General features: G+C 69.2%; 14 protein-coding genes. 9 read left to right on the top strand and 5 right to left on the bottom strand.

Annotated features, from left to right (window positions below):
* The first annotated feature begins 78 nt into the window (after nt 1-78).
* The 3 genes from Pta02_RS30300 to Pta02_RS30290 all read left to right on the top strand — a co-directional run bounded on the left by Pta02_RS30300 (nt 79) and on the right by Pta02_RS30290 (nt 1,977).
* Nucleotides 79-375 (top strand): hypothetical protein, encoded by a 297-nt coding sequence (locus Pta02_RS30300; RefSeq protein WP_203878386.1) that lies wholly within the window; start codon nt 79-81, stop codon nt 373-375.
* Between the two features lie 665 nt (nt 376-1,040).
* On the top strand, nt 1,041-1,793 hold the full coding sequence (locus tag Pta02_RS30295) for a hypothetical protein (protein ID WP_203878385.1): 753 nt from the start codon (nt 1,041-1,043) through the stop codon (nt 1,791-1,793).
* A gap of 1 nt (nt 1,794) precedes the next feature.
* A complete protein-coding gene (locus Pta02_RS30290) occupies nt 1,795-1,977 on the top strand; it encodes a hypothetical protein (protein ID WP_203878384.1) in 183 nt (60 codons plus the stop codon).
* A 183-nt stretch (nt 1,978-2,160) separates the two neighbouring features.
* Here the strand turns inward: Pta02_RS30290 and Pta02_RS30285 are convergent, their stop codons facing one another.
* A complete protein-coding gene (locus tag Pta02_RS30285) occupies nt 2,161-3,171 on the bottom strand; it encodes a helix-turn-helix transcriptional regulator (protein WP_203878383.1) in 1,011 nt (336 codons plus the stop codon).
* Nucleotides 3,172-3,266: 95 nt separating this feature from the next.
* Here Pta02_RS30285 and Pta02_RS30280 point away from each other — a divergent pair, with 95 nt between their 5' ends.
* The 3 genes from Pta02_RS30280 to Pta02_RS42370 all read left to right on the top strand — a co-directional run bounded on the left by Pta02_RS30280 (nt 3,267) and on the right by Pta02_RS42370 (nt 5,583).
* Nucleotides 3,267-3,692, top strand: a complete 426-nt coding sequence (locus tag Pta02_RS30280; protein ID WP_203878382.1) for a VOC family protein — start codon at nt 3,267-3,269, stop codon at nt 3,690-3,692.
* A 1,025-nt stretch (nt 3,693-4,717) separates the two neighbouring features.
* Nucleotides 4,718-5,044 carry a hypothetical protein gene (locus Pta02_RS30275; RefSeq protein WP_203878381.1) on the top strand — a complete coding sequence of 109 codons (327 nt, stop codon included), beginning with the start codon at nt 4,718-4,720 and terminating at the stop codon, nt 5,042-5,044.
* Between the two features lie 92 nt (nt 5,045-5,136).
* The gene (locus Pta02_RS42370; protein WP_373872423.1) at nt 5,137-5,583 is read left to right on the top strand and encodes an FG-GAP repeat protein; all 447 of its coding nucleotides are present in this window, start codon (nt 5,137-5,139) and stop codon (nt 5,581-5,583) included.
* Here Pta02_RS42370 and Pta02_RS30270 read toward each other — a convergent pair.
* The gene (locus Pta02_RS30270) at nt 5,464-6,387 is read right to left on the bottom strand and encodes an AraC family transcriptional regulator (RefSeq protein WP_203878380.1); all 924 of its coding nucleotides are present in this window, start codon (nt 6,385-6,387) and stop codon (nt 5,464-5,466) included. The genes Pta02_RS42370 and Pta02_RS30270 overlap by 120 nt on opposite strands.
* Before the next feature lie 138 nt (nt 6,388-6,525).
* On the opposite strand from Pta02_RS30270, the gene Pta02_RS30265 reads away from it, so the two are divergent.
* Nucleotides 6,526-7,329, top strand: coding sequence for an SDR family oxidoreductase (locus tag Pta02_RS30265; protein ID WP_203878379.1), 804 nt, complete (start codon nt 6,526-6,528; stop codon nt 7,327-7,329).
* A gap of 347 nt (nt 7,330-7,676) precedes the next feature.
* Here Pta02_RS30265 and Pta02_RS42365 read toward each other — a convergent pair whose 3' ends face one another.
* A complete protein-coding gene (locus tag Pta02_RS42365) occupies nt 7,677-8,033 on the bottom strand; it encodes a Crp/Fnr family transcriptional regulator (RefSeq protein WP_373872424.1) in 357 nt (118 codons plus the stop codon).
* A 691-nt stretch (nt 8,034-8,724) separates the two neighbouring features.
* Between Pta02_RS42365 and Pta02_RS30255 the strand changes: the two genes are divergently transcribed.
* The gene (locus Pta02_RS30255) at nt 8,725-9,846 is read left to right on the top strand and encodes a pectate lyase (RefSeq protein ID WP_203878377.1); all 1,122 of its coding nucleotides are present in this window, start codon (nt 8,725-8,727) and stop codon (nt 9,844-9,846) included.
* A 28-nt stretch (nt 9,847-9,874) separates the two neighbouring features.
* Here Pta02_RS30255 and Pta02_RS30250 read toward each other — a convergent pair whose 3' ends face one another.
* On the bottom strand, nt 9,875-10,420 hold the full coding sequence (locus Pta02_RS30250; RefSeq protein ID WP_203878376.1) for a hypothetical protein: 546 nt from the start codon (nt 10,418-10,420) through the stop codon (nt 9,875-9,877).
* A 132-nt stretch (nt 10,421-10,552) separates the two neighbouring features.
* Nucleotides 10,553-11,509 (bottom strand): GlxA family transcriptional regulator, encoded by a 957-nt coding sequence (locus Pta02_RS30245; RefSeq protein WP_203878375.1) that lies wholly within the window; start codon nt 11,507-11,509, stop codon nt 10,553-10,555.
* 71 nt (nt 11,510-11,580) lie between these two features.
* Between Pta02_RS30245 and Pta02_RS30240 the strand changes: the two genes are divergently transcribed.
* Nucleotides 11,581-12,234 (top strand): HD domain-containing protein, encoded by a 654-nt coding sequence (locus tag Pta02_RS30240; protein ID WP_203878374.1) that lies wholly within the window; start codon nt 11,581-11,583, stop codon nt 12,232-12,234.
* Nucleotides 12,235-12,357 lie beyond the last annotated feature (123 nt).

Raw genomic sequence — 12,357 nt, 5'->3', positions numbered from 1 at the left:
TGCAGGGTTTCGGCAGGAGCCGGCTCGCAGACTTGAGGCCATGATCGTCCCGGGTGTCCGGGACCGGGAGGAGGACCCATGAAGCACCTCATGCGGGCAGCGGCCGTTGCGGCACTCATCGGAGCGACGCTCACCGTCCCGGCCAGTCCGGCCCAGGCCGAGCCGTGCGGTGCAAGCTCCTATGTGTACAACCGCGTGCAGTACGTCTCCTACCGCAACTGCGGCGGCGGGAGCTCGCCAATGGTGCGGGCGTGGATCGGTACCGGCTCGGAGCGGACCTGGGGCTGGTGCCAGAGCGTGCCGCCCTACACCACGGGAGAACTACACAAGAAGGACACCCCCGTCATGAGCCGGTGGGGCCTGGAAGGCTGCTGACCTCCCAAGTTCAACCCCGGCTGCGCGGCCCTGTCCTCCAGGACGGGGCCGCCGTCGCATCTGGCCGCCTCCACCACCGGCCGGGACCATCGTCACCGCCTGGCCTCGGCGGGACCGGGGGAGCGGCACGCGCGCCGAGTAGGAGCAGGCGACCGATGGGCCAGTGGCACTTTTTCGGTGATGACCGCGATCGACAACGCCGCTGCGGGGGCGAGACCGTGCGTCAAGAGGGTTGAACGAGACAACGGGACACCGGTAGATCAACGTGCGACCGAGCTCGTCGACCGAGGGGTGTTCCGTTGCTCTGCTGAACCCCGTAACGCTATGGGTCGATCTGCGACGGCGTCGGGGGCAGGGTCGGCCTGCACGATACGGCCGATCGCGACATGGGAGCGCCGGGCCTGCAAGTCGGCTTTCTGCAGGAGATCGACTATCCGTCTCATACACTCGCCGGCCTCGGCCAGGCGCGCCTCCGGGCCGGGGTCGTCAGTGGTGTCGCGCAGCACGGCACCGATCTCATGTAGTTCGACCAGCGATCGAGGACCATTGATCTTCGCCGCTCGAGGCGAGGCGAAGGCGTATCCGGACGCCGACGAGCATGTGCCCGCACGCTACAGTCACCCCACAAAAGATCGATCTGTACTCCCCCAGCTTGGATGTCCGGCATGCACCCCCTCGTCGTCGCCTTGACCCTTGCGACCGCCACCACCGTCGCTCCTGCCATCGCCCCGGCCCACGCCGCCGGACCCGACCCGGTAGCGGCCCTGCGGCTGCTGATGGCCCGCGGCGCCGGCGCGACCACCGAGTTCTACGGCAACGCCTCCACCGACCTCAAACGGCATGTGCAGCTGAGCAACGGCCGAAACACCATCATCGGCGTCGGCATGGGCGTACAGGGCACCGGCAAGGTCAAGCTGGGACGCGCCGGCGTGATCGCCTCAGAGCACACCCGCCGCTTGAGCATCGGCGATCACAAGGAGCTGATCGTGGATGAGGCGGCCACCGACCCCTACTTCGCCGGCGTGCTGGCCTCGGTGGGCAGGTTGCGCACCGTCAGCGTGGGCGGCTGGCAGTACCAGCTGGCGCCGCGGGCCACATCCTGGGTGCGCACCGGCCGCGCCAGCGGCGCCGCCGCTGCCTACGGCGATCAGTTCATCAACGTTCTGGAGCCGGCCACGCTGCGCGCGCTGCTGTCCACCACGGACCGCAAGATCGTCCACCCGTGGACCAAGGACAACACCACCGGACGCCGGCAGCAGATCTACGACCTGACCGGGACGATCACGCTCAAGCAGCTGTATCGCGTCTCGCCGAGCTTTCGCGAGGCCGCCGGCCGCGGCCCTGGGCGCCTCCGAGGTGAGCTGGACCTACATGTACGACGACCGCGGCTGGCCGTACCGGGTCTTGTGGAGTTTTGACGTGCCTCCGCGCGTCAACGCCGCAGGACTGGGAGAGGGCCGGATCACCCAGGCGCGCCTGGGCACCCAGTACCGCAACTGGGACAAGCCGATGACGATCACCGCGCCGAAGGCGAAGCCGGGTCGGGGGCCGGCCGTCGATGAGTTCAGCGACATACTGAGCGCACCCAAGCGCCGCAGATAACGCGCAGCGCTCGGCGGTGTAGGTGAGCGCCATGCGGTTGCGCATAAATCCCGCAGTGCTTCAACATCGGGATCAGATCGCGTTCGTAGGCTTGAACATCGATCTCCTTGCGCGTCATGCCCCAACGGTAGGCGGGAGGCGACGCACTCCGGCCGTCCCGGAAACGATGGTGGGCTCGAGGGGTCAACGCACCGTCGACCCTGATGAGATCGGTGTAGACCTCCGCCGGGCTGCGGTCTTGGTGAATCGGCGGGCCAGGCGTGCGAAGGCCTGCGTGAGTTCGTGGGGCCCGACGACTTCGATGTCGGCGTCGTAGCGGGCGACGGCGGCGGCGAGGCTGGGCCAGGACCATGACCCGACAGTGAGCTTGCAGCGGTCAGGAGTGATTTCCTCGACGATGCCGTCGCGGGTGTAGAGGGCCACAGCGGCGGCGGGCAGGTCGAGGATGACCGTGCCTTGGCAGGGCCAGCGGTCGGAGGCGTCGGCGGAGCCTTGGAACCGGCTGGTGATGAAAGCGGCCACGTCACCGCCGGGCAGCGCTCTGGGGGTGAAGCGAGGTCCGTTGGGAGTGCGCGGCACGATCCGGTCGGCGCGGAAGGTGCGCCAGTCCTGGCGGTCGAGATCCCAGGCGATGACGTACCAGCGTCCGTCCCACGTGATGACGTGGTGCGGCTCGGCGCGGCGCGGGGGCGCGTGCGCACCCTGGGTGCCGTAGTCGAATCGCAGGGTCTCATGGGCGTGGACCGCGGCGCTGATCGCAAGCAGCACGGTGGCGTCGACGGGTGCGGCCGGGCGGCTGGCGGACCGTCCGACAGCGGTGACCTCCAAGGCGTCGACACGGTTTCGCAGCCGGGCGGGCATGACCTGGCGAAGGGTGTTCAGGGCGCGCGCGGCGGGTTCGGCGAGGCCGTTGCCTTCGGTGGTGGCGGCGATCTGCAGGGCGACGGTGAGGGCGACGGCCTGTTCGTCGTCGAACAGCAGCGGGGGCAGTTCGGTGCCGGCGCTGAGCCGGTAGCCCCCGTCGGGGCCTTTGACGGCGGTGATGGGATAGCCGAGCTCGCGCAGCCGGTCGACGTCGCGGCGCACAGTGCGCAGGCTGATGCCGAGACGGTCGGCCAGCACCGTGCCGGGCCAGTCGCGGCGGGTCTGCAACAGCGACAGCAGAGCCAGCAGGCGGGCGGAGGTTTTCGGCATGAATGTGATTCTGTCTCAGGTAGGTGACACATCCTGGCACCTACCGCTGCGAATCTCGGACCTGCAACCAGAGAACCTGATTCGACGGAGTCACCATGAGCATCACCACTACCGTTCACCTGAACTTCCGGGACAGCGCCCGTCCGGCGCTGGAGTTCTACCAGTCCGTCTTCGGCGGCCACCTCGTCGCGTTCACCAACGCCGACGCCCAGCAGGTGCAGCACCCGGCCGACGCCGACCGGATCTCGTGGGGCGAGGTCCGGGCCGCCAACGGCTTCCACGTCATGGCCTACGACGTGCGTGAGGAGCAGGCCTACGACGCCGGCGACCGGGCGTTCTTCGTCTCCGTCCGCGGAGAGGACGCCGGGGAGATCACCACCTACTGGAAGGGCCTGTCCGACGGCGCCACCGTCATCGAGGACCTCGGCCCGGCCGGCTGGACCCCGCTCTACGGCATGCTCCGGGACCGTTTCGGCGTCACCTGGGTCCTCGACGTCGCCGTCGCGTACAACGCCGGCTGAGCCACCGCGCGGGTGCACGGCTCACCGTCGCGGGTGCCGTGCACCCCTCGCACCTGATCACCGGCTGCGGGCTCTTGTCGTCTCACTCGCCCTCTGGCTGATGGCCTTCCGCCCGGGCGTAGCCGTACGGCCAGGTGCCCGATGGCGCCGGACAGCCGGCGGCCCAGGTGCTCGCAGAATTGAATGAGACGGGACAACCAGATCATCGCTCCGTTCGCACCAGATCCCTTGAGCCGGCACCACTTCGACGGAGCCATGACAGGAGGCGGGCGAAAGGAGCCGGCGCTGCCTGGAGCCATCGACGGGTCCTGGGCGCGATAGTCGCGATCATCGCGGAGTTGGGGCCCCCGCCGAAGACGGCATAGTGGGGTTGCGCTCACCCTGGCGGTGGAACCATCGACACATGAGCGATGGCTGCTGTGCGACCTGTATGGCGGTGTGGGCGCTGGTGGCCAGGGCGCGGGCGGAGTCGGCGAAGGAACTGGCGCACCGGGCAAGACTGATGGCGGCAAAGGCCGCGGTGCGGCAGCTTGAGCTGAACGACCGGCGCCAGAAGCTGGCCGAGCAGAGGGCGCGTTTCGAGGCCCGCCGGCAGCGATTCCCGGGGCGGGCTGAGGGGCGGGCGACATAGGCAAGGCCGTCCGGGGACTTCTTCTCCACGCCCTCGGCGGCGATGTCATCGAGTGCATGCCGACGACAGCAGGCCGCGCAGATCGTGGTGGGTACGGTGCAGGAGCCCGCCCCTGGTCCACGGCAGCCGGCCCGGAGTCATCGTGCGCACCGTCGCCGATCAGGACAACAGCATCGCGGCTTACCGGCGGGCCCTGAAGTGTGTGGGGCTGTAGGTCCGGCCGATAGCCGCTGTGACACCGGCCGGTCCCGGGGCGCCGGCTCAGCGGTGAGGATGTCAGTTGTCGGATCAGTGGCCTATCCGGTGCGGTGTTCTCCGCTTCGGCCAGGCCGATCTCTTGGGTCGACCTTTCAGTTACAACCAAGATCCAAGTCGGCGTCGGGATGCTGGCGTCATGCGCATAGGCAAGATTCTTTCCATGGCAGCGTTGTCTGTGCTGGCTACCGCTTTGAGTGTTCCGACGGCGGTAGCCGACAGCTCGCCGACGCCGCGTCCGAGTTGTCTGGTCACGCCCCTGCCGACGCCGAACCCGACCAACCCCCCGACGTGCTCTCCCACGCCACGCCCGACCGCTTCGCCCACCGGCTCGCCCACGCCCTATCCCACGGTCTCGCCGCGCCCTGACGTCACCTTCGATCCCAAGCCCACGCAGGTGCCGGAGGACTTCGCCGCATCGCGGGCGTCCACCGTCGCGGTGCCGGCCGGTGTGCGTGCAGCCTGATCGCACAGGAGATGTCGTAGGAACCGGCCACCCGGGTCGTGGTCGGTGCGGAGGTCAGCGGGCCGGCAGGCCGAAGATCACCTTAGGCAGGTGTGCCGCCCGGGCCGCCGACTGCCGGCGTGCGGCTCACCAGCCAAGACGGCGACAGCGCCGATCCGGCTGTCGGCCCGCTGCCCGAGCAATCCGCAGCCGGCGACCGCTTCGGGGTGGCCGTCGCCGTCCTGGACGTCGCCGGGGACGGCAAGGGCGAGTTGCTGGTCGGCGCGTCGGGCGAGAACACCGGGCGCGGCATGCTGACGGTGCTGCCCGGCACGGCCCCCGGTGCCCTCCCCACCGCCTGGATCATTCACCCCCCAAACGTCGGGGCCATCGAACCCGGAGCCCGTCTTCCCATGAGGTGGCGTCCAGGGGCGTCGGGCTCAAGGCCGGGGATGGGCCTGGGCTCGGTAGCGGCCGGGGGGCTGACCATGGGCGCGGCGGAAGGTGCGGGCGAACGCGAATTCGGACTCGTAGCCGACGCGGTTGGCGATGGCCGATAGCGGTTCGGTGCTTTCCTTCAGGAGGATCGCGGCGGTGATCATGCGCCAGCGGGTCAGGTAGGTCAGGGGTGGTTCCCCCGCCAGCATGGCGAAGCGGCGTGCGAAGGCCGCTCGGGACAGCCCGACCGCGGTGGCAAGGCGCGCCACGGTCCAGCGTTGCTCAGGTGCTTGGTGCATGAGTGTCAAGGCATGCCCGACTTGGGGGTCGTGGAGTGCGCCGAACCAGCCCGTGGTCGGAGGGTCGTGCTGTTCCTGCCAGGCGCGCAGGATGTAGACCAGCAGTACGTCCACGAGCCTGGCGGCGACGCCCTGCGCGCCGGGGCCGGGGTGGTCGAGTTCGGCGGCAAGCAGGCGGGTGGCGCTGTCGACGGGACCGCCGCGGGGTGCGTGCGCTGCGGGTAGGTGCACCAGCCGGGGCAGCGCCGACAGCAGGGGGTGGGTCAGATCGGCGCCGAAGTCGTAGACGCCACAGATGATCACTGTTTCTGCGCCGGTGCCGCCCACCGAGGCGATGTTGGGGTGATCATGGGCGGCCAGGACGCCGGTGAACGGCACCGTGGCCCGGTCGGGGTGGTCGGCGGCACAGTAGGAGGCGCCGTCGGGGAGCAGCGTCACGTCACCTTCCCGCAGGAGCACGGGTTCGGCATCGCCGTCCAGCCGCAGCCAGCACTCTCCTCGGACGATGATGTGAAAGTTGGCGCCGCCGCCATCGAAGTGCAGTCCCCACGGCGCCCGGGCGATCAGGCGGCCGGAGACGCCACCGCCGATCCGTGTTGCTGTGAGCACATCGTTGAGTACGTCCACGCGGTGATGGTAGCCGTGAAAGTGAGACGATCTGCTAGGAATCCAAGCGTTTCCGTCATGGATGGTCGCATGGCCACTGCGTAGCTTCGGTACCGGACACCGCGCCGACAGGGCGCGACCGAGTGCAGGAGGAAGCGCATGAGCAGGTCGCCGGTTCCCGTCTCGACTCCGCTGCCGCACGCCCTGGCGGGACGGACGATCGTGTTGGCCGGTGGCAGTTCCGGGATCGGCCTCGCGGCCGGTCTGCTGCTGCGCGCCGTCGGTGCGCGGGTGATCGTGGTTGCTCGTGACGAGATGCGGCTGGCCGCCGCGGCCGCGGCCATCCGCGCGGCAGCGCCCGGGCCGGACGACGGCGTCCTCACCCGGGTGGCCGACGCCGGCGATGAGGAGGCGATGCGGCTTGCGCTGGCCCCGATCGATTCGATCGACCATGTGCTGGTCACCGCCGGGACGCTGGTGATGGGCCCGCTGGCGCAGATGGACCGCAAGCAGGGGGCGGTCGTGGTGGACAGCCGGCTGTGGGCCGCCTACACCGCGGCCCGCGTCACCGAGTCCCGGCTTCCCGCCGGCGGATCACTCACCTTCCTGTCGGGTGACTTCATCCAGCGCCCGCAGCCGGGTAGCGCGCTGGCCGCCGCCGGCCTGGGCGCGATCGAGGCCCTGACCCGGGGCCTGGCCGTGGAACTGGCGCCGCAGCGCATCCGCGTCAACACGGTCCGCGCGGGTGGCACCGACACGCCGCTGACCCGCTCCTTCCTCGGCCATGGGACCGATCTGGACTCCGAAGCCGCAGATTCGGCGATCGTGGCCGCCGGTACGGCAACGCCGCTGGGGCGGCTGGCCGGCTCGCAGGAGGTGGCCGCCGCGGCCCTGTTTCTGATGGCCAACCCCTACGTGACCGGCAGCGTCCTGGTCGTCGACGGCGGTCAGACCCTCGGGTGAGGGCAGACGGATCTCCTGTGCCGACCCGGGGTGAGCGTCATGCGGGGATTCACTCACGGGGAATCGAGCGGCAGGCCATTAGCGTGTTATTGAAATTCCGATCTTCGCTTTTCAGGCTTTCCGTGTAAAGCGTCCTTTAGGGTGCACCGGCGCTGCGGCGTTGTCACGGCCCTGCCGGGCAGGGATGGGCAATCATGGCCATTCCGGCGATTGCTGAGTTGCGATAATTCTATTATCGCAACTCATAAACTAGACATCTCGGGCCATTCTCAACACTACGCTGGCGCTGTGTCCGAGTGGCCGCCCATGCCCCAGCTATCACGCTAGGCGCGCCATGGCCGTCGGCACTAAGTCCTGCTCTTTCTTGCTGAGGCGAGAGAGCCGCTGCCCGCTTCCGCTCCATGCGCACTGTTTCCGGCCATGCTAAGAAGCATGGCCATTTTCGGGACGATCACCTTACGACGGTGTGTTGCCACTACACCGCGCCGCCGCCACGAACGCAGCACGCGTTCAACGGTTTTCCGCGATACCCCCGCCCAGCCGGCGAGATCTTGCTGAGTGATCGGGATGCTGATTTCAAAATGATCGTCCTGATGACGGCCATGACGACGGCCGAGCTGTAGCACGCACTGGCCAAGGCGTTGTCCCGGCGGATTGGGCCACCGCCGGATCGATCCGCGGGGAATCCGGCCACCGCCCCACATCGGCCGCGCCGTGTTCGACCACCCGGGGGTGATCGGCACGAACGGCGGTTCCTGCCGGGGCGGGCGGGGTTAGCTCTTGCGGCGCGATGGCCGTCGCGGTTCGCATCTGATGCGGGACTCGCACGCCCGGCGCCGAACCCGGGGACGCCTGCGGTGAGGATTCTCCGGCGGAGTGAACTCCGCGGTGGCCGACCGGACGGAACCTGGACTCTGTCCGGTTCTCGAGGCGGCGTCTGAACAGGTCAGCGCGGTTGGGCCGCTGCGGGAACCGATTCGGCCCCACACCGGGAACGGTTATCCACAACCGAAACCTCGGCTTCCATCTCCAGGGTCTGACCTGCGGTTATTTCCTTTCCGGCGTACTCGATCCGCCTCCCTGAATGATCTTTCTTGGCTTCTTCGTCCTATTGACTCGGACGCACGGGAGGTATTACGTTCCCGCCAGGAAAGCGTTTTCCAGGCACCTCTCCGAGGAAAAGCGTTTTCCGAGCCCCTCGCCAGGAGAGCGCACCCCCACATCAACCCCCGCCGTCGACATGCCTGGCGGCAGCATGGAGGAACAGTGGAAACATCCGTAACCGACGTGAAACGGCGTCGGCGCCGGACCCGTCTGACGGTTGCCATCGCAGCGGCCGCGACCATGGTCGGCGGTCTGGTGGTCGCCATGACGCTCCCCGTGTCGGCTGCCACAATGGAGACCAACCTGAGCCTGAGCGGCGGCGCCGACGGCTCCAGCAAGGCCAGCGGCACCAGCTACGGCAACGTCAAGGACGGCAACACGAGCACCTACTGGTCGCCCAGCAGCTCGACCGGCTCCGTCTCGGTCAAGTGGGGCGGTGCCACGAGGGTGAGCAGCGCCGTCATCAAGCAGGCCTCCGGTGGCGGCTCCATCGGCTCGTGGCGTCTGCTCAACGGCGACAACGGCTCCGTCCTGGCCAGCGGCAGCGGTAACCCGAGCACCATCTCCTTCTCCTCGACCTCGTTGAAGAAGCTCACTTTCAACATCACCGGCGCGTCCAGCGCACCGCGGATCGCCGAGTTCGAGACGTACGCGGGCGGCGGCTCGAACCCGACCGCCACTCCCACCGCGACCCCCACCTCCAGCCCGACCGTCACCCCCACCGGCAACCCCGGTACCGGTACTCCGACCGGTCAGTGGCCGTCGTCGGCGGGTTCGGTGAAGATCTCCGGCACCGTGTCCGTGTCCGGCACCTTCGACGGTGGGATGAAGACCTACTGCTGCATCGGTGACGGCGGCCAGAGCGAGTCGCAGGACCCGATGTTCAAGATCGCCAACGGTGGCACCCTGCAGAACGTCATCATCGGTTCCCCCGCCGGTGACGGCGTCCACTGCGAGGGCACCTGCACGCTGAAGAACGTGTGGTGGAACGACATCGGCGAGGACGCCGCCACCTTCAAGGGCACCGGCGGCGGCACCTCCTACGTCATCGGCGGCGGCGCCAAGTCCGGCTCCGACAAGACGTTCCAGCACAACGGCAACGGCACGGTCAGCATCTCCGGCTTCTACCTCAACGGCTCCGGCAAGCTGTACCGGGCGTGCGGCAACTGCTCCAGCTCGTACCAGCGCCACGTGAAGATCGACAACGTGCTGGTCTCCGACGTCGACATGGTCGCCGGCATCAACAGCAACTGGGGCGACACCGCCACCATCACCCGCCTCGTCGTCGACGGCGGCGCCACCGTCTGCGGCAAGTACAAGGGCGTCAGCAAGGGCAGCGAGCCCAGCTACATCGGTGAAGGCTGGAACGACTCCAACTGCAAGGTCACCAGGAGCGACGTCACCTACAAATAAGCCGTAGGCACGTCCTCAGGAGGGGCGCTCACCGCGAGGTGGGCGCCCCTTCTTTGCGTACCGCGCGGGCGCACCCCGGTGGCCGATCCGGCTGCGGCCGTCGCAGTACAGGAGAGCCCGGGGGAGAAGCGGACCGGATTTCTGGCGGTAGGGACCGGCCGAGGGGCTCGTCGACGTACGGGCCCAGCACCAGGATCGGGGAGACCGCGATCATGTTCGTCAGACAGACGTGGACGATCCACAACCCCGGCCAGGATCGCCCTGCCACCTCGGTGGCCCCGGCCCCCGCCGGTGCCGCCAGTGCGCCGGCCGTACCGAGCGCCAGGATGGAGGTGGCGTTGCGGGAGATGACCGGCGGGGAGTCGGCCGCCTGCCGGTGCCGCCTGCCCACCGGCCACGGCACCGGCCCGACCGCGGCCGGGTTGAAGAAGGCCGATCCGGTCAGGTGCAGTACGGTGAAGGCGATCGCCAGGGGAGTCGGCGCGTCACCGAACGCCGAGGCCGTCCGGCCCAGGCAACAGCGGCGGAAGTCACGCACCGCCGAGGGCGCGGCCATCGCTGCGAAAGCCCTCATCCGACGTCCCCGGAGCCTGCGGCGCAGGCGGGACCCGTGACGGTCCGCGCTCGTAGGCCGGCTGGCCGGTGAGGAACGATCAGCCGCGGACCGGCCTCGGGCACGGTGCGCCTCCTTCTCCCCGGAGGCCGATCAGGGGCGAGCGCGGAAGGTGGCGCGGTAGGTCTGAGGGGAGGTGCCGACGGCGCGGGCGAAGTGGGCGCGCAGTGTCGCAGGAGAGCCCATGCCCACCGCTTCGGCGATCCGGCCTATCGGCAGATCGGTGCTTTCCAGCAGATGCTGGGCGCGGCGGATGCGGGCGTTCAGCAGCCACTGCAGGGGAGTGGTCCCGATCTGAGCACGGAACCGGCGGGTCAGGGTCCGTACGCTGAGGCAAGCGTGACGGGCGATGTCGCCGAGGCTGAGCGGCCGGTGCAGGTTGGACTCCATCCAGGTGAGGACGGGCTGGAGCGCGGTCCCCGGGTCGCGGGGATCGGCGTGCCGGATGAACTGCGCCTGGCCTCCGTCGCGCTGGGGTGACATCACTATCCGGCGAGCGGTCTCAGCGGCCACCGCCGAGCCGTGATCGCGCCGGACCAGATGCAGGCACAGGTCGATGCCTGCCGCCACACCGGCTGAGGTGAGCAGATCGCCGTTGTCGGTGAACAGCACCGAGGCGTCGACCTCGACGGCGGGGTGGCGCCGGGCCAACTCGGCGGCGTAGGTCCAGTGCGTGGTCGCCCGCCGTCCGTCGAGCAGCCCGGTGGCAGCCAGCAGGAACGCCCCGGCACAGATCGAGGCGATCCGCGCGCCGCGCCCGGCCGCCGCCCGTACCGCCTCCAGGACGTCCCCGGGCGGCTCTTGCAGGAAGTTCCAATGACCAGGGAGCACAAGGGTGTCGGCCGCTGCGAAGTCGTCCAGATCCCAGGCGGTCTCCAGCCGCATCGCGCCGAACGGCTCCGAGGTTCGAACGGCACCGCCGACGGTGCACACCCGCGTCTCATACAGCGGCTGGTACCGATCACCGGTGGAACTGCCGAAGACCTGGGCGGGCACCGTCATGTCGAAGGCGACCACCCCGTTCATCGCCAGCACACCGACCACATGCATGGCCAGAATCTAGCGCACTACGGCATTACAGCCACTTCCCGCACGCTCCCCCGGCGGCCACGATCGAACCCATGACAGATCACTTCACCGGCTTCGCGATGCCCGACACCCCGCTGACCCGCACGGCGTACGGGTTCGTCCAGGAGATCGCCACGCAGGCCGTCTTCACCCACAGCGTGCGCAGTTACCTGTTCGGCAGGGCCATCGGGGAGCAGCACGGTCTTCGGGCCGAGCATGACTACGACGACGAGGTCTTGTTCCTGGCGTGCATGTTGCACGACGCCGGGCTGACCGAGCGGGGCGAGCGAGGCGGACGGTTCGAGGTGGACGGCGCGGACCTGGCCGCGGAGTTCCTCACCGAACACGGGCTGGCCGCGGACCGGACCCGCTTGGCCTGGGAGGCGATCGCCCTGCACACCAGTCTCGGTATCGCCGACAGGATGCGGCCCGAGATCGCGCTCACCCATGCCGGTGCGGGGGCGGATGTGGCGGCGTTCGGTGCCGACAAGCTCCCCGCCGGCTATGCCGACCGGGTGCACCTCACCTACCCGAGGCTGGGCGGTGGCGTCGAGTTGACCGATCTCATCCTCGGCCAGGCGGCGCGCAACCCGGCCAAGGCCCCGCCGTTCTCCTTCCCGGCGGAACTGCTGAGGCAGGACGCTCCCGGCACAGCCGTTCTGCCGTGGCGTGAGGTGGTGACCGCGGCCTGGCCCGGCGTCGCCTGACAGACCAGCCCCCGTCGGCTCCCGGGAAGTCCTCTTCCCGGGAGCCGGAAACCGGTCGCTGATCACGACTCCGTCCGGCCCTCCAACGCGGCCGGCCCCACGTGGTCCGCCCAATCGCGGCGG

The organism is Paraplanobispora takensis (assembly GCF_016863195.1).
In the GTDB taxonomy this organism is placed as follows: domain Bacteria; phylum Actinomycetota; class Actinomycetes; order Streptosporangiales; family Streptosporangiaceae; genus Planobispora; species Planobispora takensis.
This window is presented reverse-complemented; position numbering and strand designations above follow the sequence as displayed.

Excerpts from the sequence above, each read along its gene's own strand:
- Pta02_RS30265 (WP_203878379.1), top strand. The coding sequence starts at position 6,526 with ATGAGCAGGTCGCCGGTTCCCGTCTCGACTCCGCTGCCGCACGCCCTG.
- Pta02_RS30255 (WP_203878377.1), top strand. The coding sequence starts at position 8,725 with ATGGAGACCAACCTGAGCCTGAGCGGCGGCGCCGACGGCTCCAGCAAG.
- Pta02_RS30295 (WP_203878385.1), top strand. The coding sequence starts at position 1,041 with ATGCACCCCCTCGTCGTCGCCTTGACCCTTGCGACCGCCACCACCGTC.
- Pta02_RS30275 (WP_203878381.1), top strand. The coding sequence starts at position 4,718 with ATGCGCATAGGCAAGATTCTTTCCATGGCAGCGTTGTCTGTGCTGGCT.
- Pta02_RS30240 (WP_203878374.1), top strand. The coding sequence starts at position 11,581 with ATGACAGATCACTTCACCGGCTTCGCGATGCCCGACACCCCGCTGACC.
- Pta02_RS30300 (WP_203878386.1), top strand. The coding sequence starts at position 79 with ATGAAGCACCTCATGCGGGCAGCGGCCGTTGCGGCACTCATCGGAGCG.
- Pta02_RS30250 (WP_203878376.1), bottom strand. The coding sequence starts at position 10,420 with ATGAGGGCTTTCGCAGCGATGGCCGCGCCCTCGGCGGTGCGTGACTTC.
- Pta02_RS30280 (WP_203878382.1), top strand. The coding sequence starts at position 3,267 with ATGAGCATCACCACTACCGTTCACCTGAACTTCCGGGACAGCGCCCGT.
- Pta02_RS30285 (WP_203878383.1), bottom strand. The coding sequence starts at position 3,171 with ATGCCGAAAACCTCCGCCCGCCTGCTGGCTCTGCTGTCGCTGTTGCAG.
- Pta02_RS42365 (WP_373872424.1), bottom strand. The coding sequence starts at position 8,033 with ATGTGGGGCGGTGGCCGGATTCCCCGCGGATCGATCCGGCGGTGGCCC.
- Pta02_RS30245 (WP_203878375.1), bottom strand. The coding sequence starts at position 11,509 with ATGCATGTGGTCGGTGTGCTGGCGATGAACGGGGTGGTCGCCTTCGAC.